This is a genomic window from Mesorhizobium sp. B2-3-13 (assembly GCF_006442195.1).
Taxonomy (GTDB): Bacteria; Pseudomonadota; Alphaproteobacteria; order Rhizobiales; family Rhizobiaceae; genus Mesorhizobium; species Mesorhizobium salmacidum.
In genome coordinates, this window is the sequence record NZ_VFVQ01000009.1 from 1 (window position 1) to 17,950 (window position 17,950).

A 17,950-nucleotide genomic window follows, 5' to 3' on the forward strand; every position below is an offset into this window, starting at 1 on the left:
CCCCAAACCCCTCGGCCCGTCTCACTCCCAAGCCGACCGCAAGGTCGGCTTTTTCTTTGCAATAGACCGGCCCGACCGCAAGGTCGGCTTTTTCTTTGCAAAAGACCGGCCCGACCGCAAGGTCGGCTTTTTCTTTGCCAACAGGCTGATGACGGAATGTGGCCTCGTTGAATTCAACCAGGCGATCCGGAGAGAGCCAGGTTGGCACCCAGCAACGCCGCCAGATCGCTCGCGGACGCATCGGCGCCGGCGCGCAGCCGGATCGCGAACTCAGCCATCGGCACCTGCGGCAGGCCAAGCTCGCGCGGTGCTTCGACAATGCCGGAATGGGCAAAGCGTGAAGTTCGCAAGGTCAGCGCCACGCCGGCATTCACCGCGGTACGCAGGCCGGCCAGGCTGGCGCTGCCGGCAGCGATGCGGTAGTGGCGGCCGGCGGCATCGAGCGCGGCGAGTGCCGCCTCGCGAAACCCGCAATAGGGATCAAGCAGCGCCAGCGGCAATTCTTCCTGCCGCGAGGCCAGCCCCTTGCTCGAACACAGCCATATCATCGGCTCACACAGGACCCCGACCTCGTCTGGTGCCGCCGTCTGGCGCATGACGATCGCCAGATCGAGGCTGCCGGCCTGCAGCGCCTGCGCCAGCTCGGCGGAGCGGCCGACACGCAGTTCGATCCTGACGCGCGGATGGCTGGAGGCGAAGGCACGCAGCAGGTCCGGCAGGCCGCTATCGGCGAAATCCTGTGTCGTGCCGATGGCGACGCGCCCGGCAGCGCGTGCGCCTTTCAGCGCCAGCCACGCTTCGCGATGCACGGCAAGAATGCGCCTGGCATGGCCGACGAGGTCCTCGCCTGCCAGGGTCAGACCGCGACCTCTGCCCTGCGGCGCCAGAAGCAGCTCGCCTACAATCTCTTCCAGACGCTGCATCTGGGCCGTTACCGCGGACGGCGAGCGGCCGACACTGGCCGCCGCCCGCGCCAGCGAACCGCTGTCGACGAACGCAAGGAAGGTTCTGAGCAGGTCGGGATCGAGCGTTTCCATAATTCGATATTATCGAATCTTAAGTTGAAAACAATTCGTTTTTTTTGATTCTAGAATGATGGCACGGTCTCTCCAACGGCGACCGACGCCGGTCAAATCAGGAGAAGAAAAATGCCCATCGTCAATGTCAGCGTCACCGGCAAGCCAGACGCCACCCTGTCCGCCGAGATCGCCAGGGAAATAACCGAAATCACCGCCGCGCACCTGCGCAAGGACCCGACGATCACCGCGGTGGCCGTGTCCTATCTCGATCCGCAGCACTGGTTCGCCGGCGGCAAGTCGCTCGCCGAGCACGGCACCAACACGTTCTGGCTCGACATCAAGGTGGTCGACGGCACCAACACCAAGCTCGAACTGGAAGCGTATCTCAAAGCGATCTTCGACGCCTTTGGCCGCCTGTTGGGCGGCGTGCACCAGGAAAGCTATGCTTTCGTGCACGAGGTTCCGGCAGCCGCCTACGGCTATGGCGGCAAGACGCAGGAGTTCCGTTTCATCAGCGGACGGCTGAAGCCGGCGTGAGGGCGCCCCTTTCGCATTGACCTTGCCCCGACTTCCGTTAGGCTCTGCTCCCGAAGCGGCCGTACAAGAGCCGCAATGACAAAATCGTTGGGAGAGACGCGGCATGGTCCTGACACTGGCGCTGCTTGCGGGTCTGGTTGTGGCCTGGCTGCTGATCGGCGTGATGGAGAAATTCCGCCTCGGCCTGCGCTTCACCCAGACGCTGCTTTACGTGCCGTTCAAGCTCGCCTACCGGATCAGCGACAATCGCATCAGGCTCGCCCGCAGGGCGCAGGTGCCGGTCATCTATGTCATCTCGCACCAGTCGCGCTTCGAGCCGGCGCTGATGCTGTCGCTGCTGCCCGACGACACGCTGCATATACTCGACGAGGTTTCGGCGCGCTCGCCATGGCTCGAGCCATGGCGCGAACTCGGCCGCACCATTGCCTTCAACGCTGAACATGTCTTCGTCAGCCGCCGGCTGGTACGCGTGCTGAAGGGCAAGGGCCGGCTAGCCGTCTATCTGCCGGACGCGGTCGAGCCCGACGTCAAGACGTTTCGGCTGTTTCGCGCCGTTACCCGCATCGCCATGCAGGCCGATGCCCGCATCGTGCCGATCTTCGTCGCTGGCGCACGCAACCTGCCGGTCTCGTTGACGCCTAAGGACAAGGCACCCCGTCACTGGTTCCCACGGCTGTCGATCAGTGTTCTGGAGCCGATGACGATCGCCGAACTGGTGGCGCGCAATCCAGACCAGGCCTCGAACACCAACGCGCTGTTCGACCGGGTTGCCGAAGCCCGGCTTTTCGGCACCGACCTCGACCGAGGCCTGTTCCTGGCCATGCGCGATGCCGCTGATCATGTCGGCGCCTCGCATACCATCATCGAAGATGTCATCTCGGGGGCCCTGAGCTACCGCAAGATGTTCATCGGCGCCCGCGTGCTGGGCAGGCGCTTCGAGGCGGTGACGGCGCCGGGAGAGGCTGTTGGACTGATGCTGCCCAACGCCAATGGTGTCGTGCTGTCATTCGTCGGCCTTCTCTCGGCGAGCCGGGTGGCGGCGATGATCAATTACACGGCCGGGCCGGCAAGCGTCACCGCAGCGGTGCGCACGGCCGTCATCCGCACCGTTGTTTCTTCGCGCGCCTTCGTCGAGAAGGCCGATCTCGCCGATATCGTCGCCGCGGCCGAAAAGGGCGGCGCCAGGCTGCTGTGGCTGGAAGACGTACGCCAGAGCGTCACCGCGCTGGACAAGCTTGCAGCCGCCTTGCTGTGGCGTCTGCCGCTGCAGCGACAGGATGCGGCCAAGCCGGGCGTGATCCTGTTCACCTCGGGTTCGGAAGGCACGCCGAAGGCGGTCGTCCTGTCGCAGAAGAACCTTTTCGCCAATGCCATGCAGGCCGAGGCGCGGATCACCATCTCGCCGGCGGACATCCTGCTCAACGTGCTGCCGGTGTTCCATTCGTTCGGCCTGACGGGCGGCACCATTCTACCGCTGGTCACCGGGGTGAAGCTGTTCCTCTATCCCTCGCCTCTCCACTACAAGATCATCCCCGAGATTGCGCGCAAGGTGAAACCGACCATCATGTTCGGCACCGATACGTTCCTCGCCAACTATGCCCGCACCGCCAAGGACGGAGATTTTTCCAGCCTGCGCTTCATCGTCGCCGGCGCAGAGGCGGTGAAGCAGGATACCCGCCGCGTCTATCGCGAACGCTTCCAGGCCGAGATCATCGAAGGTTTCGGGCTTACCGAGGCGGCGCCCGTGGTTGCCGTCAACACCGCGATCCACGGCCGCGACGGCACGGTCGGGCGGCTGCTGCCGGCCATGCGCATGAAGCTGGAGCCGGTCGAAGGCATCGATGATGCCGGCCAGTTGTGGCTCGACGGGCCGAACATGATGATGGGCTACATGACCGCGGACCGACCCGGCGAGCTACAGCCGCTGACCGGCTGGCATGACACCGGCGACATCGTCGCCGTCGACCGCGAAGGCTTCATCACCATTCGCGGCCGCGCCAAGCGCTTCGCCAAGATCGCCGGCGAGATGGTGTCGCTGGGCGCGGTCGAGATGCTGGTGCAGTCGCTTTGGCCGGAAGAACGCCATGCGGCGGTAGCGGTGCCGGACAAGAGGCGCGGCGAGCGCATCGTACTGGTCACCACCGCAGACGAGGCAAGCGCCGAGGAGCTGCGACAGTTCGGCAAAAAGGCTGGAGCGGCCGAACTGATGGTGCCCAACGACATCGTCAAGGTCGAAGAAATCCCGGTGCTCGGTTCGGGCAAGACCGATTATGTATCGACCAGGAAGCTGGCGATCGACCGGCTGGGGCTTGGCGTGGCGGCTTAGAGCCGTTCAGAGTTTGATACAATCGCTGAATAAACTACTCCTTTCGAGATCGCCCGACCCATGATTGCGCCGTCGTGCCGCAGCGATTCAGATGGACAAATCATAGGTGAGAGAGTATTCACTCACGATGGAAAGAGACGCTGAGCATGCCTGTTTCCAGCCAGCGCGATATGACACCTCCTTTGCACGGCAAGGAGATCCTGAATGGCAAAAATCCTCGTCACCGGCGGCACCGGACATCTCGGACGCGATCTCGTGCCGGCACTGACCGCTTCCGGGCACGCCGTCACGTTGCTGGCCAGGAAAGCTGGGCTGGACCGCTCCGTGGAATGGGCGCTCGGCGATCTCGCAATGGGCGAAGGCATCGATGAAGCCCTTGGCGGCATCGATACGGTCATCCATGCGGCGACGCTGTCGCCGATCGCCAGGCGCGGTATGCGGCCGATCGATTTCTTCTCCAGTCCATCCGATGTCGACGTCGAGGGCACGCGGCGGCTGCTTGCCGCATCGCAGCGCGCAGATGTCTCGCATTTCATTTTCGTGTCGATCGTCGGCCTCGACTTCAGCACCCTGCCCTATAGCCGCGTGAAGCTGGCCGGCGAGCAGCTTGTGCGGACGTCGCCGCTTTCGTGGTCGGTCATCCGCGCGACGCCATTCTTTTACCTTCTGGCGCAGATGCTGGCCGGGCTGAAATGGCTGCCGGTCTGGCCGCTGCCGACCTCGCCCTCAAATCCCGTCGATACGCGCGACGTCGCCAGCTATCTGGCCCAGGCTGTCAGCGATGGGGAACGCGGCGTCCGCCCGCAGATCGGCGGACCCGAGGTGATGCCGTTCTCGACATTCGCTAGACAGTACCGCGATGCGCTCGGGCTGCGGCGTCTCATTCTGCCGTTGCCAGTCAGTCAAAAGATAAGCCTTGGCCTGGGTCTGGTTGAAACCAGCGAGCGGCTGGGAGAAAGAACATGGAAGGCATGGCTTTCCGAGCAGGGTGGAAGCGCGCGGTGAGCGAGCCCTGATTTCGCACCGGGATGGTGTTGTCGAGCGCTAACCCCCGCCGCCAGGATCGGGTGAACAGGAATAGCCATGAGGCCGCCATCCGCAGGACGCGAGCGCATTTTACGCGAAGCCATCCGCCTGTTCGCCGAGCGCGGCTATGACCGGACCAGCGTTCCCGAAATTCAGGAGGCCGCCGGCCTGTCGCGTGGCTCGGGTGCGCTCTATAAGCACTTTCCCTCGAAGGAAGCGCTGCTTGCCGCGGCTATCGACCGGTTTGTTGGAACGGCACGGGAGGGACGGGCCGAACTGGGCGAACAGGTGCTTCCTGCCGATCAGGGGGCACGGCGGATCGTGGAGGGTATGCTGGAAAAACTCGGCGCGAATCGCGACATGCTCAGAATCCTGTGGCGCGATCTCGAGCACTTCCCGGAATTGAAAGCCTCGGCGCGTGGCGAGATCATGCAGAGCACCTACCACGCAGTCGCCGAATGGCTGCGGGAGCGCCAGCGCCAAGGCGAACTGCGCTCCCATGACAGCGACGCGGTCGCCGCCGTCATCGTCGGCAGCGTCGCCATGTTCCGCGTCTTCGAAGCGATCTGGACCGAGCGCTCGATCGAGGTCAGCGACGAACGCTTCGCGTCCGCCTGGACCGATTTGCTGATCCGGGGCCTGCGGCCCTAACCTATATCCGAAGGCGGCACCTTCTCGCCTTCCAGCTTGGCGCGCTTGGAGTAGGCGCGCACGGAAAACGGCAGGAAGATCAGGTAGCCCGCGACCGATGCCGTCAGCGTGTACCAGGGATAGGTCATCAGCAGGAGGACGTATAGGACGACGGCGAGGATGACCGGCAGCACCCTGTCGCCAGGGATCTTGACGTTCTTGCCGGAATAAACCGGCAACCGGCTGACCAGCAGGAAGGCGACCAGGATGGTGAAGCCGGTGGCGACGAAGGCGGCCGGCCGGCTGGGCTCAACCCCAAGGCGAAGGAAATAGAGGTAGAGCGGCAGCATCACCAGCACGGCACCCGCCGGCGCCGGCACACCGACGAAATATTCGGTCTGCCATATCGGGCGCTCGGCTTTCTCGTCGTCGAGCACGTTGAAACGCGCCAGCCGCAACCCACAGGCGATCGCAAACAGCAGTGCCGCGATCCAGCCCGGCGAGCCGGCACGGTCGAGCAGGAAGGCATAGAGCACCAGTGCTGGCGCGACACCGAAATTGACGATATCGGCCAGCGAATCCATCTGCGCGCCGAATTTGGAGGTCGCCTTCAGCATCCGCGCCAAGCGGCCGTCTATGCCGTCGAGGAAAGCAGCCAGCAGCACCATCACCACCGCCGGCTCGAAACGCCCCTCGAAGCCGAAGCGGATGCCGGACAGGCCGGCGCAGATAGCGAGCACGGTGACCAGGTTGGGCAACACCATGCGCATCGGGATCTCGCGGATGCGCGGACCGCCGCTGGCATGGGCTTCGAATTTTTTATACTGCGTGCCCACCGTCAGGAAATCCGCACGAGGGGCGTGCCGACGACGCCGCCGAACTCGGCCAGCACGGTTTCGCCGCCGACCGCCGTCTGGCCAACGGCAACACGCGGCGTGGCGGCCAAAGGCAGGAATACGTCGACGCGCGAGCCGAAACGGATCAGGCCGAAACGCTCGCCGGTGCCGATCGAAGCGCCGGCCTCGGTCCAGCAGACAATGCGGCGCGCCACCAGGCCGGCGATCTGGACTGCCGCCACCGTGCCGTTGGGGCTCTCGATGACCAGGCCGTTGCGCTCGTTTTCGGTGCTCGCCTTGTCCAGTTCGGCATTGAGGAACTTTCCGGGCCGATGTTCAATCTTGGTGATGCGGCCGCGAACCGGAGAGCGGTTCACGTGGCAGGAAAAGACATTCATGAACACGGAGATGCGGGTCATCTCGACATTGCCGAGGCCAAGCTCGCGCGGTGGCACGGCCGGCCCGACCGCCGAGATTATGCCATCGGCGGGGCTCACCACTAGGCGGTCGTCGACAGGCGTGACGCGCTCGGGGTCGCGGAAGAAATAGACGCACCAGGCGGTCAGGATCAGGCCGATCCAGAACAGGATCGAGGAGAAATAGCCGAGGAAGAGCGTCGCCGCGCCAAAGGCCGCGATGAAGGGATAACCTTCGCGATGGATCGGTACGAACGCGTTCTTGACCGTGTCGACAAGGCTCATGGGGCGGTCCCTGTTTCAGGTCCGGCCTCAATAGCGGAAACACCCCCTGCCCGCAACGCGACAATGGGCGGCGCGGGTTCGTCTTCAGCTTCCGCCGCGATGGCGGGCGCGCTGGCCGTCGAGCAGAGCGGCATCGGCAAGGACGATCGCGCAGAGCCGCCACAAACAATCTATTCGCCAGCTGCTACCGTGAGGTCAAAATACTCCTCAAGCTCATTTCGATCAGCCTCTGCCAGACTTTCCTCGTTATCGCCGCGGAGCAGCACACCACGCTCCGGATACGACTGGAAGAGAAAAGCGTGACCACCAGCCATCACCACCCACTTCACAACCGGCCCTTCCTCGCGCTGGGCAACGGAATTCGCCGATACGACAGCCTTCATCGGATCGAGCCCAACCTTTCGCAACAGGAGATCGACGGCAACCGGCGCGTGGTACTCCTCCGCCAGCTCAATCAATTTTGCCACCAATTGCCCGTCCACCTGCCCGAGCCTGCGGCCAACACGAGGCGCGCCGGCCGCTAATATATTTTCACCTGGGCGAGCAATCGACGGTGTTTCGGGAGCTCCGCATTCATAAACAGCCGCATGGCTTTCCGTAGCCACGCACAGGCGAGGCTCATTCGCATTGGTCAGCAGTTGAAAAACCAGTTGCTTCTCGCCATCGACATCCAACATCCTCACCATGCCAATCGATAACTTGACTTCGGGTGGCGCTGCATTGGCGCAAGCGAGACCTACGCCAACATGGCGCTTGCTGATCATCTGGCCGACGAGCTCGGCGACCGACCGGTGGAGAAGCCGAGATTCGCGACGGGGATTGGCCATTGCCAACTGAAGTATGGCTTCATCGCAGACCTCGTCTTCCACAACTCGAAGGTCAGGCCATGACACGATCCAGCGCGCCAGCAGGTCGCACATCGGCGAAGCTTCGTCGGCGACGTAGAAGGCATCGTCAAGTGTGTCGAGAAAATCGGCGCGGCCACCCTCGAAGCCAGTCTGTTCCTCGGCCTCGTCAGGGTTCGGAGACCCAGGTGGACATCTTTTCAAGAGTCGCCAACTGCCCTTTTGCTCCAATGGCCGTGAGACCGGCACGAGCGTTTGCAACCATAGTGTCGAACGCCCCGCCGGCATTATGAATGAATTGACTATGGCCGCCGTTCGCTATCTCCGTCGAATACAAATCAGCATGCGAGACCTGCATCGCCTTCGGGTTGAGCTCCGATTTGCGGTAGAGCCCCTCCGAAACAATGCTGTGGATGAATTTCTGGACAGCAAAAACGATTTCAAAAGGCTTTTCGTTCGCCTGATCCACAGTCGACCGAGGCACGATCACCGGCAACAAGGACTCGGCGCGCGATTCATGCGCCGCAGCGGGAGATTGAACTCCTGAGGGAATTTTGGGACTTCTCTTGGATTTTCGCGAGAAGAAGTCAAACATCCAAAAATTTTCCTAGGTGCCACGAGTAAGTTTCAGTGAATTATTGTGATGAAACAATATCAGCAGCACAAGGGATAATGGACCTAGAGCCTGATCCATCGCACTTCGCCATAGAAAGGAGTGGACAGCATTCCGGTGCATAAAAATTGCCGTGATCATGTCGGGACATTCGTCCCTTACTCGTCCTTGGGAGGCGGCGACGTCCGGTACGACTGTCGCGCAACAAGGAGTCTCGCCATGCAGAACCAATCTCCTCCCCCAGCGCGTGTCGTGGTTGACGGTCTCGCCTTCGGCGAATCGCCGCGTTGGCACGACGGACGCCTTTGGGTCTGCAACTGGGGCACCGGCGAGATCATTGCCGTCGATGCGCACGGCAACAGCGAGGTCATGCTCAGGGTTCCGGCTGTCCTGCCCTACTCCATCGACTGGCTGCCGGATGGTCGTCTGCTGGTTGTCTCAGGCCGCGAGGGCCTGCTGTTGCGGCAGGAAGCCGGTGGCTCGCTCGTCACTCATGCGGATCTGCGCGGCCTCTCGAAAAGCCCGTGGAACGAGATCGTCGTCGATGGGCGGGGCAATGTCTATGTCAATGGCGGCGGGCCGGCTCCGGCGGCGGGCCAGCATTTCGGCCCCGGCACCATCGTCTTGGTCACACGGGATGGAAAGGTCAGGCAAGTGGCGGACGCTATCGCCTTCGCCAACGGCATGGCTGTGACCCCTGATAACAAGACGCTGATCATTGCCGAATCCCATGCCAACAGGCTGACCGCTTTCGACATTGCCTCCGACGGCTCCTTGTCCAACCGACGCATCTGGGCCGATCTCGATGGATACCCTGACGGCATCTGCCTCGATGCCGAGGGGGCGGCCTGGTATGCCGACGTTCCCAACAAGCACTGCGTGCGGGTGCGCGAAGGCGGTGACGTCTTGCAAACCGTCGCCGCCGATCGCGGCTGTTTTGCCTGCATGCTGGGCGGTGCGGACAGGAAAACGCTGTTCATCACCGCCGCCCAGTGGCGCGGCTTCGAGCACATGACAAGCGACGCCCGCACCGGCCAGGTGCTCGGCATCGAAGCGCCGGCACCTGGCGCGGGTTGGCCTGGTTAGAGTCCAGGCACGCGCTGATAGTTGGCGATATCAGCCCGAACTCCGAGCCGGGCGATCGTCTCCTGCGGGTTGAAGGCTATGCGCTCGTGCGCCGCCTTGACGATCGGCACGACCTTGTCGACGGCAGCCTGGCTTTCCCATTCGACGATGGTGACGAGGTTGAACTCGCCCGGCCCGGAGAATTGCTCAAGCAGGAAGTCCTGGACGAAGCCTTGCTGCAGACGCAGCAACTCATGCGTCGTCTTCACCTTTGTGAGGATCTCGTCGCGGGCATCGGCGGGTACGACGAACTTGTCGACCCTGAACACGCTGCCGCCATTAACGTCTTGATTCGTAAAGCTGATATCCATTTGATTCCGTCCTCGAGGAGGCTGTCTTTCGGCTCTCGGGCGACGGTCTACAATCTCAACTTAGGTTGAGGTCAAGCGGCTTTTTATGAGCTACGACATCTCCGACGTGCGCCTGCGCACGACGACACCCAGTTCGTCGCTTTCGCGGGCAATGCGCAGCCGCTCCTCGGCTTCGGTCGCCTCGCGCTGGCGGTCCCACATCGAGGCGTAGAGGCCGTGCTTTCGCATCAGCTCGACATGGGTGCCGCGCTCGGCGATCTGCCCATCCTTGAGCACGATGATCTCGTCGGCCGAAATCACCGTCGACAGGCGGTGGGCTATGACGATGGTGGTGCGGCCCTTGCTGACCAGGTCGAGCGCGGCCTGGATCTCCTGCTCGGTGTGGCTGTCGAGCGCCGAAGTGGCTTCGTCGAGCATCAGGATCGGCGGGGCCTTCAGGATGGTGCGGGCGATCGCCACGCGTTGCTTCTCGCCACCGGAAAGCTTCAGCCCGCGCTCGCCGACCATCGACTTGTAGCCGTCGGGCAGCTTCTCGATGAACGGTCCGATCTGGGCGAGTTCGGCGGCCTTGCGCACCTCCTCCTCACTGGCGCTGACACGGCCATAACGGATGTTATAGGCGATGGTGTCGTTGAACAGCACCGTGTCCTGCGGCACCATGCCGAGCACCGCGCGCAGGCTGTCCTGCGTCACGTCCTTGATATCCTGGCCGTCGATCAACACCTGGCCACCCTGTACGTCATAGAAGCGGAACAGCAGCCGCGAAATGGTCGACTTGCCCGCGCCCGACGGCCCGACAATGGCAACCGTCTTGCCGGCCGGCACTTCGAAGGAGACGCCTTTCAGGATCTTGCGGTTCGGATCATAGGAAAAGTGGACGTCGCGGAACTCGACCTTGCCGGCGCTGACGGCCAGCGGCTTGGCGTTGGGCTTGTCGACGATCTCCTGCGGAACGTCGAGCAGGTCGAACATGTGCTCGATGTCGGTCAACCCTTGCCGGATTTCGCGGTAGATGAAGCCGATGAAGTTGAGCGGCACCGAAAGCTGCACCAGCATGGCATTGATGAAAACGAAATCGCCGACGCTCTGGGTACCGGCCTGCACCTCCAGCGCCGACATGCACATGACGACGACCGTGCCGACGCCGAAGATGAAGCCCTGGCCAAAGTTCAGCCAGCCGAGCGAGGTCCAGGTCTTGGTGGCGGCGATCTCGTAACGCGCCATCGAGCGGTCGAAGCGCTCGGCCTCCATGCGCTCATTGGTGAAATATTTGACCGTCTCGAAATTGAGCAGCGAGTCGATCGCCTTGGTGTTGGCGTCGGTGTCGCTGTCGTTCATATCGCGGCGGATCGAGATGCGCCAGTCGCTCGCCTTGACGGTGAACCAGACGTAGACGCAGACGGTGATCGCCACGACGGCCACATATTTCCAGCCATAGGTGAAGCCGAATATGCCGGCGGTCAGCGCGAATTCGAGGATCGTCGGCGCCGTGTTGAGCATGATGAAGCGCACGATCGTCTCAATGCCCTTGGTGCCGCGCTCGATGATGCGCGACAGGCCGCCGGTGCGGCGCTCCAGGTGGAAGCGCAGCGACAGCTGATGCATGTGCACGAAGGTGCGGAAGGCAAGCTGGCGTACCGCATGCTGGCCGACACGGGCAAACAGCGCATCCCGCAGTTGGTTGAAGCCGAGTTGGACGAGCCTCAGCACATTATAGGCAACGACCAGCATCACCGGGGCGAGCATGAACGACGGCAGCGGCGGGGGTGTTTTGAAGCCGCCCGCCAGCGCATCGGTTGCCCATTTGAAGAAATAGGGACCGGCGACCAGCGTCACCTTGGCCACGACCAGCAGCAGCGTCGCCCAGGTCACCCGTGCCCTGAGGTCGGCGCGGTCGGCCGGCCACATATAGGGCCAGAGATTGCGCAATGTCGCGAGTGTCGAGGTGTCGGCGGAGACGGTTTTTTCGGCCACTTTTCTTGCCTTTTGGGTGAGAGGGTCAGCGGCCGGAGCAGCAGGAATTGATGAGTGCGCCCAGCGATGCCGATACGTCGGCAAGTGCCGCGCGATCGACCGCATAGCGCGATCGCTGACGGTCGGGCTCGAACCGGACAAGGCCGGCCTCGACCAAGATTTTCAGATGCTGTGAGATGGTCGACTGCGCCAGATCGAAATGATCGACGACCTCACGGCAGCAGCAGGAATTGCTGGCGGACAGATGCTTCAGTATCTCGATCCGGGCCGGATGCGAAAGCGCTGCGAACCGCGCCGCGACAGCGCGACTGTCCGGCATGCGGCCGGACGGTGCCGAGACGGCGTGGTCTGGTATGGGGAAGCACTCTGTCATCGTTCATCGGCGATAGACGATGACCGATGACAGGGCAAGCTAGGCCGATGGGTAGATCGCCGGAATTGCCGGTCTCCCTACTCCGTCCTCGTCGCGGTGGTCGCCTGTTTACCCATCGCCTTGAAATCGGCGGCTTCGCCTTCCTTCGACTTTTCCGGGACTTTGAACACCTGCCCCGGCCAGATGCGGTTCGGATTCCTGATCTGGTCCTGGTTGGCGAGGTATATGGTAGAGTAGCGCGTGCCGTGACCATAGACCCGCCGTGAAATCCGCCACAGTGTATCGTTGCGACGGATGATGACGGCGCCATCGGCATGTTCGAGCTTGGGCCATACGATTTCGGGCACTTCGCTTGGCGGCGTGGCTGCTGCGACGACGGCCGGAGCCTCGGTGGCCGGTGCGGTCTCCGCTGGAGCAGCGGCGGCAACAGCAGGCGCCGGAGCGGCTGGTGCTTCCGCAGCAGGTGCAGCGGGCTTGGCCTCGGCGGGGGCAACAGCGGCGACCGCCTCGCCCGGCTCGCGCTCGAAGGGCACGGCGGCGCGAGCCACCACCTTCACGCCATCGGCATCGAGGCCATCCACATGAATGGTATAATTGCCGACCGGAATGTCGCGCGTCGCCTCGACCAGGAAATGGCCGTCCGACGAGGTCTGTGCGTCGCCGAGCAGAATGTCGTTGGCGTAGGCGCGCACCTTGCGGCCCGGATCGGCGAGACCGGCGACAAAGATCTTGTTGCCTTCGATCTCGACCGCCTCGACGACGATCTTAGGTTCGGTCACAGCCCCCGCGGGCGCGGCCGGTGCCGCCGGATCCGGTTTTTCTTCAACCACGGCTGGCGCGGTCGCCGCCGGCGCGGCGGTCGCTGGAGCGACCGTCGCGGGTGCTTCAGCAGCCGGAGCGGCGGCCTGGTCGCCGGTTGCCGGCGCAGGCTTTGTCTCGGGCGCCGGGACCGTCAGCAGTTCGGCCGGCTTGCCTGGCTCCTCGACCATGGCCAGCACCTGGCCAGCCGCATTCGCGGGCACCGAGACCACGGCGGTCTGCGTCGAGGCGGTCACGACCGTGCCGACCGTCGAACGCAAGGCGATTGTATAGTCGCCGGGCTTCAGCGGATCATCGAGCACGATGACAAAGGCACCATCGGGGCCAGCCACCGTCGAGCCGATCACCATCGTGCCGTCGAGGATTTCGACCTTCGAGTTGGGCGCCGCGTTGCCGGCAATGACGATCGAGCCGTTGCCCTCAACGCGAACGACGTCGAAAGTCGGGGCGATCGGACCCGCCGTCGCGGGCGCCGCAGGCGCCGCATCGGTTGCGGGCGCTGACGGAGCTGTCGCCTGGGGTGCTGTGGCCGGAGCGGCCGGCACCGCCGGAGCCGGCAGGCGCCCTTCCGTGGCCGGCTTCGGCGCCGCGGGCGGCGTCAAGGCCGCGACTTCCGCCGGCGGCGTTGGATGAAGATACGGGTCGAGCGCGCCCGATACATAGGCGGTTCCCACGGCCGCGACGGTCCCACCCGCCGCGAACAGGAACGCCTTCAGTGGATTGATTGCCATATTTCCCTACCCCTTAGCCACCTAACGCCGGTCTAGCGTGTTTTGCCATGACCGACAAGAAAAAGCCCGGCCTTCTCAGCCCTTGGGGCTTGACCGCGCTTTCAGACCCAATCACCAATCATCGGCATGAACACGATTCGATCCGTCTGCGTCTATTGCGGCTCGTCTCCGGGCCGCGATGAAATCTATGCCAAGGCCGGTCACCTGCTTGGACGCTCAATTGCCAAGGCAGGACTGCGGCTGGTCTATGGCGGCGGCACCAAAGGCATCATGGGCGCCGTCGCCGAAGGCGCACTCAAGGCCGGCGGCAAGGTGACGGGCATCATTCCGCGCTTCCTCATCAACAAGGAAGCAACCGAAACCGCGCTTGACCGGCTCGACGAGTTGTTGATCACCTACAACATGCACGAGCGCAAACATAAGATGTTCGAGAAATCCGACGCCTTTGTGGCGCTGCCTGGTGGCATCGGCACAGTCGAGGAGATCGTCGAGATCATGACCTGGGCGCAACTTGGCCATCACCGCAAGCCGATCGTCTTCGGCAATGTCAACGGATTCTGGGACCCGATGACGGCGTTGCTTGATCACATGGCGGCAGAGGGCTTCATTCACACCGCGCAGCGTGTGAAGCCGCTGGTCGTCAACGATCCCGAGGCTATCGTCGCCGCCATCATGGTAGCCGGGTCCTCGGTCGATTCACCGACGGAAGGCGTCCAGTCGGTGATCGACAAGATGTAGAGTCACGGGAGTAGGGCAGTAGGTTTGCAGTCTCCGGAGTGTACACTTTTCCCCTACTCCCCTACTCCCCTACTCCCCTACTCCCTCCCTCCGGGCAGCCTCCCGCAGGTCAGTGATCACCACGCGCCGGTCCTGCCGCCGCCAGGCGAGGTGGATGGAAACCATGCGCCCGAACCATGGCATGTCGCGGAACAGGATCGAGGGCGGCGCGGCGGATGTGCGCGGCCATCTCGCCACCTTGCCGCTGATCAAGGCCGGCATGATGGACATTGCCGCGATCGTGCCGCTCAACCCCTATCCGGGGTTTGGGCCGAAACGCTGAGGCTGACGGCCGCGACAACCGAGGCCGTCAGCCAGGCGCGACAAAGCGCCTTGCATGTCATCAAGCCACGCGGCAGGCTGGTGCTGCCGCTTGCCGAGGTCAGACGAGCCTTCGCGCTGGCGGCGATAAATCGCAATCGATGAAGGTGCAAAATTGCATTCGACTGACTATCTCAGCCGCCTGTTCGGCCTCGAGGGCAAGTATGCCTTCATCACCGGCGCCAGCCGCGGCCTGGGCCTGGCCTTTGCGGAAGCGCTTGCGAGCGCGGGCGCTCGCGTCACGATCGGCGGCCGCAAGGCCGACGATCTGAAAGCGGCCGCAGACAGGCTGCGCGCCGCGGGCCATTCGATCGCTGAAGCAGTGATCGACGTAACCGACACGAAGTCGGTCGACCAGGCGATCGCAGCGGCGGAAACCGGCACCGCACCGATCGACATCCTGGTCAACAATGCCGGCATCCAGCGACGGGCGCCGCTGGAGACCTTTAGCGACGCCGACTGGGACGCGCTGATGGCCACCAACCTGGACGGCGTGTTCAAGGTGAGCCGGGCCGTCGTAAAGGGCATGATCGCCCGCCAAAGGGGGGCGATCATCAATGTCTCCTCGGTGCAGAGCGTGCTCGCGCGCGCCTCGATCGCGCCTTACGCGGCGAGCAAAGGCGCCATCACCATGCTGACCAAATCGATGGCCGGCGAATGGGGCCAGCACGGCGTGCGCGTCAACGCCATCGCGCCGGGCTATTTCATGACCGAGCTCAACTCCGCGCTGGTCGCCGACGAGACATTCTCCGCCTGGCTGACCGGCCGCACACCGATGCGGCGCTGGGGCGAAGTGAGGGAACTCGCGGGGGCCGCCGTATTCCTGGCATCCGACGCCGCCAGCTTCGTGAGCGGACAGACGCTGCTGGTGGATGGCGGGATCACCAGCGTCCTGTAGGCGGCACGCCGTCACCAAACAGTCACACCAAATCGGGCATGCCATGCTAGAAATCGCGCTTGGCCGCCCCCGCGACCCCGACCGCATCAGAGACCGGCGAAGCCGCCATGAACATCGCCCTCCCCTCCGAAGGCACTGACCTGTCGCCTTATCTGCCCGATGAACACGGGCTGTTCTTCATCTATCACTTTACCACCGAGGGTGTGCGTACCAGGGATGCCGCCGCCGCGCACTGGACATGGCGCAGCTACCAGCTTTCCGACATGCGCGCCCGTCACGAGATCGGCGCCGATCAGGCGTTGCCGGCGCCGGTGCGCGAAGCCTTCCTGAGCGCCAGCCATGGCTGCCACATCGATCTCGAGGATGACTGGCTCTATGGCGATCTGCCGGACCTGCGCCATGACTATTCGGCGGAAGCCGGCGGGCTTGGTCATTTCCGCTTTGCTCTCAACGATACGATGCTGGTCGGCGCCCGCAAACAACCGCTGCAATCGGTCGACAACATCCGCAAGGCGATCGAGAACGGATCGCGCAAATTCCGCTCTCCGGCCGAGCTGATCGAGGCTGTCGTCGGCCAGTCGTTCGACGGAATGGCCGCCGAACTCGCGACACTCAGCGACAGTCTCGACGGCATCGAGGACCGTATCGTCTGCGACGCATGGCACAATGAGCGGCAAGCGCTGGTCGATGCACGCCGGCACCTGGTGGTCATCCATCGGCAGATGGCGACGCTGACCAATCTGTTTCGCCATCTCGACCATTCGCACCGCAACGACCTGCCGGATTCGATCAACGACATGGCGGCGCGGCTGTCGCACCGCGCCCAGACGTTGCACTATGATGGCGAGCAGCTGCAGGCGCGCACGCGGCTGCTGCAGGACGAGCTGATGGCCAAGCTGACGACGCAGTCGAACCGGCTGCTCTATGTGCTGTCGGTGATGACGGCGGTGCTGTTGCCGATGACCATCATCTCGGGCCTGTTCGGCATGAATGTCGGCGGCTTGCCGCTGGTCAACACCCCATTGGGCTTTTGGGTGGTCACGGCCGTATCGCTACTGATCGCGGGCGTGACCTATCTTTTCGTCAGGCGGCTCGGACAGATGTAGCCCGACGCGCCGTCGCCAGCATGGACCATGAATAGATCGCAAGCGCCGTCCAGATCAGGGCAAAGGCGATGGCCTGCGTGGTGCCGAACGGCTCGTCGAAGATCAGCACGGCGATCAGAAACACCATGGTTGGCGCGATGTACTGCATGAGGCCGATGGTCGATAGGCGCAGCAGCTTGGCGCCGAAGGCGAACAGCAGCAGCGGGACGGCGGTTACCGGCCCGCAGCCGATGAGCAGCGCGGTGTCGGTGCCACTGCCGGAGACGAAATGATCCTGTCCGGTGGCGATCAGGAAGATGATGTAGCCCAACGCCGGCACCGACAGCAAAAGCACTTCGAGCAGGAAACCCTGGCTGGGACCGATCGGCAGGGTCTTGCGGAAGAAGCCGTAGGCGGCGAAGGAAAACGCCAATGCCAGCGACACCCAGGGCAGCTTGCCGCCCTCGATTGTCAGCACGCCAACGGCAACCGCAGCAAGCGCCACCGCCGCGATCTGCAGCCGATTGAGGCGCTCACCGAGCAGCAGCGCGCCGACGACGACGCTGACCAGCGGGTTTATGTAATAGCCCAGCGCGGTCTCGACGGTGCGATCGACGGCGATCGCCCAGACATAGATGCCCCAGTTGACCGAGATCAGCGCCGCCGTCAGCGCCGCCATGGCGATGGTGCGGGGCGAACGGATTGCCGCCTTGAAGTCCGCCGTGCGGCCGGCCCAGATCAGGACCGCCGCGGCAATCGGCACCGACCAGACGATGCGATGTGCAATCACCTCGGCAAGCGGCAGATGCGCCACCGCCTTCATGTAGAAGGGCAGCAACCCCCACAAGAGATAGGCACCCAGCGCCAGCAAGAAGCCGCGGCGGGCTTTTGAATCTGCATCGGGGGTAATTGCTTCTGCGGCCATGGCCCTACGCTATGGCCCAGTAACCTTGGCAAGACCATCGCAAAGTTCTGATGGATCAATGGACTTTCGCTGATGGTT

Annotated in this window: 20 protein-coding genes; 9 read left to right on the forward strand and 11 right to left on the reverse strand. The window is 63.5% G+C overall.

Annotation, left to right across the window (positions count from 1 at the left end; genetic code table 11):
- Nucleotides 1-208 (reverse strand): hypothetical protein (locus FJ941_RS29205; RefSeq protein ID WP_210242220.1); only part of this gene is annotated, 208 nt, incomplete at its 3' end.
- On the reverse strand, nucleotides 174-1,037 hold the full coding sequence (locus tag FJ941_RS12515; protein ID WP_140505921.1) for a LysR substrate-binding domain-containing protein: 864 nt from the start codon (nucleotides 1,035-1,037) through the stop codon (nucleotides 174-176). The genes FJ941_RS29205 and FJ941_RS12515, both read right to left, overlap by 35 nt.
- Before the next feature lie 111 nt (nucleotides 1,038-1,148).
- Between FJ941_RS12515 and FJ941_RS12520 the strand changes: the two genes are divergently transcribed.
- The 4 genes from FJ941_RS12520 to FJ941_RS12535 all read left to right on the forward strand — a co-directional run bounded on the left by FJ941_RS12520 (nucleotide 1,149) and on the right by FJ941_RS12535 (nucleotide 5,559).
- On the forward strand, nucleotides 1,149-1,556 hold the full coding sequence (locus tag FJ941_RS12520) for a 4-oxalocrotonate tautomerase family protein (protein WP_140505923.1): 408 nt from the start codon (nucleotides 1,149-1,151) through the stop codon (nucleotides 1,554-1,556).
- Between the two features lie 103 nt (nucleotides 1,557-1,659).
- Nucleotides 1,660-3,882 (forward strand): AMP-binding protein, encoded by a 2,223-nt coding sequence (locus FJ941_RS12525; protein WP_140505925.1) that lies wholly within the window; start codon nucleotides 1,660-1,662, stop codon nucleotides 3,880-3,882.
- A 204-nt stretch (nucleotides 3,883-4,086) separates the two neighbouring features.
- Complete coding sequence (locus FJ941_RS12530) at nucleotides 4,087-4,887, forward strand: NAD(P)H-binding protein (protein WP_140505927.1); 801 nt, start codon at nucleotides 4,087-4,089, stop codon at nucleotides 4,885-4,887.
- A gap of 78 nt (nucleotides 4,888-4,965) precedes the next feature.
- Nucleotides 4,966-5,559 carry a TetR/AcrR family transcriptional regulator gene (locus FJ941_RS12535; RefSeq protein ID WP_140505929.1) on the forward strand — a complete coding sequence of 198 codons (594 nt, stop codon included), beginning with the start codon at nucleotides 4,966-4,968 and terminating at the stop codon, nucleotides 5,557-5,559.
- On the opposite strand, the gene FJ941_RS12540 is transcribed toward FJ941_RS12535, so the two are convergent.
- The 4 genes from FJ941_RS12540 to FJ941_RS12555 all read right to left on the reverse strand — a co-directional run bounded on the left by FJ941_RS12540 (nucleotide 5,556) and on the right by FJ941_RS12555 (nucleotide 8,515).
- Nucleotides 5,556-6,374 carry a phosphatidylcholine/phosphatidylserine synthase gene (locus tag FJ941_RS12540; RefSeq protein WP_027144146.1) on the reverse strand — a complete coding sequence of 273 codons (819 nt, stop codon included), beginning with the start codon at nucleotides 6,372-6,374 and terminating at the stop codon, nucleotides 5,556-5,558. The two genes, FJ941_RS12535 and FJ941_RS12540, sit on opposite strands and share 4 nt — an antisense overlap.
- 2 nt (nucleotides 6,375-6,376) lie before the next feature.
- Nucleotides 6,377-7,075: a phosphatidylserine decarboxylase gene (locus tag FJ941_RS12545; RefSeq protein WP_140505931.1), complete on the reverse strand. Its 699-nt coding sequence runs from the start codon at nucleotides 7,073-7,075 to the stop codon at nucleotides 6,377-6,379.
- Between the two features lie 170 nt (nucleotides 7,076-7,245).
- Nucleotides 7,246-8,124, reverse strand: a complete 879-nt coding sequence (locus tag FJ941_RS12550; protein ID WP_140749396.1) for a hypothetical protein — start codon at nucleotides 8,122-8,124, stop codon at nucleotides 7,246-7,248.
- Nucleotides 8,090-8,515 carry a DUF4375 domain-containing protein gene (locus FJ941_RS12555; protein WP_140505935.1) on the reverse strand — a complete coding sequence of 142 codons (426 nt, stop codon included), beginning with the start codon at nucleotides 8,513-8,515 and terminating at the stop codon, nucleotides 8,090-8,092. The genes FJ941_RS12550 and FJ941_RS12555 overlap by 35 nt, the downstream gene beginning before the upstream one ends.
- 237 nt (nucleotides 8,516-8,752) lie before the next feature.
- Here FJ941_RS12555 and FJ941_RS12560 point away from each other — a divergent pair, with 237 nt between their 5' ends.
- The gene (locus FJ941_RS12560) at nucleotides 8,753-9,619 is read left to right on the forward strand and encodes an SMP-30/gluconolactonase/LRE family protein (protein WP_140505937.1); all 867 of its coding nucleotides are present in this window, start codon (nucleotides 8,753-8,755) and stop codon (nucleotides 9,617-9,619) included.
- Here the strand turns inward: FJ941_RS12560 and FJ941_RS12565 are convergent.
- From FJ941_RS12565 to FJ941_RS12580, 4 genes are all read right to left on the reverse strand, one after another.
- Nucleotides 9,616-9,969 carry an antibiotic biosynthesis monooxygenase gene (locus FJ941_RS12565; protein WP_181169772.1) on the reverse strand — a complete coding sequence of 118 codons (354 nt, stop codon included), beginning with the start codon at nucleotides 9,967-9,969 and terminating at the stop codon, nucleotides 9,616-9,618. The genes FJ941_RS12560 and FJ941_RS12565 overlap by 4 nt on opposite strands.
- A gap of 90 nt (nucleotides 9,970-10,059) precedes the next feature.
- Complete coding sequence (locus tag FJ941_RS12570; protein WP_140505939.1) at nucleotides 10,060-11,943, reverse strand: ABC transporter ATP-binding protein/permease; 1,884 nt, start codon at nucleotides 11,941-11,943, stop codon at nucleotides 10,060-10,062.
- 25 nt (nucleotides 11,944-11,968) lie between these two features.
- The gene (locus FJ941_RS12575) at nucleotides 11,969-12,316 is read right to left on the reverse strand and encodes a metalloregulator ArsR/SmtB family transcription factor (RefSeq protein ID WP_181165971.1); all 348 of its coding nucleotides are present in this window, start codon (nucleotides 12,314-12,316) and stop codon (nucleotides 11,969-11,971) included.
- Between the two features lie 77 nt (nucleotides 12,317-12,393).
- Nucleotides 12,394-13,866 (reverse strand): LysM peptidoglycan-binding domain-containing protein, encoded by a 1,473-nt coding sequence (locus FJ941_RS12580; protein WP_140505941.1) that lies wholly within the window; start codon nucleotides 13,864-13,866, stop codon nucleotides 12,394-12,396.
- 126 nt (nucleotides 13,867-13,992) lie between these two features.
- Here FJ941_RS12580 and FJ941_RS12585 point away from each other — a divergent pair, with 126 nt between their 5' ends.
- The 4 genes from FJ941_RS12585 to FJ941_RS12595 all read left to right on the forward strand — a co-directional run bounded on the left by FJ941_RS12585 (nucleotide 13,993) and on the right by FJ941_RS12595 (nucleotide 16,968).
- A complete protein-coding gene (locus FJ941_RS12585) occupies nucleotides 13,993-14,604 on the forward strand; it encodes a TIGR00730 family Rossman fold protein (RefSeq protein ID WP_140505943.1) in 612 nt (203 codons plus the stop codon).
- A gap of 154 nt (nucleotides 14,605-14,758) precedes the next feature.
- On the forward strand, nucleotides 14,759-14,926 hold the full coding sequence (locus FJ941_RS28950; protein WP_181165906.1) for a hypothetical protein: 168 nt from the start codon (nucleotides 14,759-14,761) through the stop codon (nucleotides 14,924-14,926).
- Nucleotides 14,927-15,079: 153 nt separating this feature from the next.
- Nucleotides 15,080-15,862 (forward strand): glucose 1-dehydrogenase, encoded by a 783-nt coding sequence (locus FJ941_RS12590; RefSeq protein ID WP_140505945.1) that lies wholly within the window; start codon nucleotides 15,080-15,082, stop codon nucleotides 15,860-15,862.
- Nucleotides 15,863-15,969: 107 nt separating this feature from the next.
- On the forward strand, nucleotides 15,970-16,968 hold the full coding sequence (locus tag FJ941_RS12595; protein ID WP_140505947.1) for a transporter: 999 nt from the start codon (nucleotides 15,970-15,972) through the stop codon (nucleotides 16,966-16,968).
- On the opposite strand, the gene rarD is transcribed toward FJ941_RS12595, so the two are convergent.
- Nucleotides 16,946-17,872, reverse strand: a complete 927-nt coding sequence (gene rarD / locus FJ941_RS12600) for an EamA family transporter RarD (protein ID WP_140505949.1) — start codon at nucleotides 17,870-17,872, stop codon at nucleotides 16,946-16,948. The genes FJ941_RS12595 and rarD overlap by 23 nt on opposite strands.
- Between the last annotated feature and the right edge of the window lie 78 nt (nucleotides 17,873-17,950).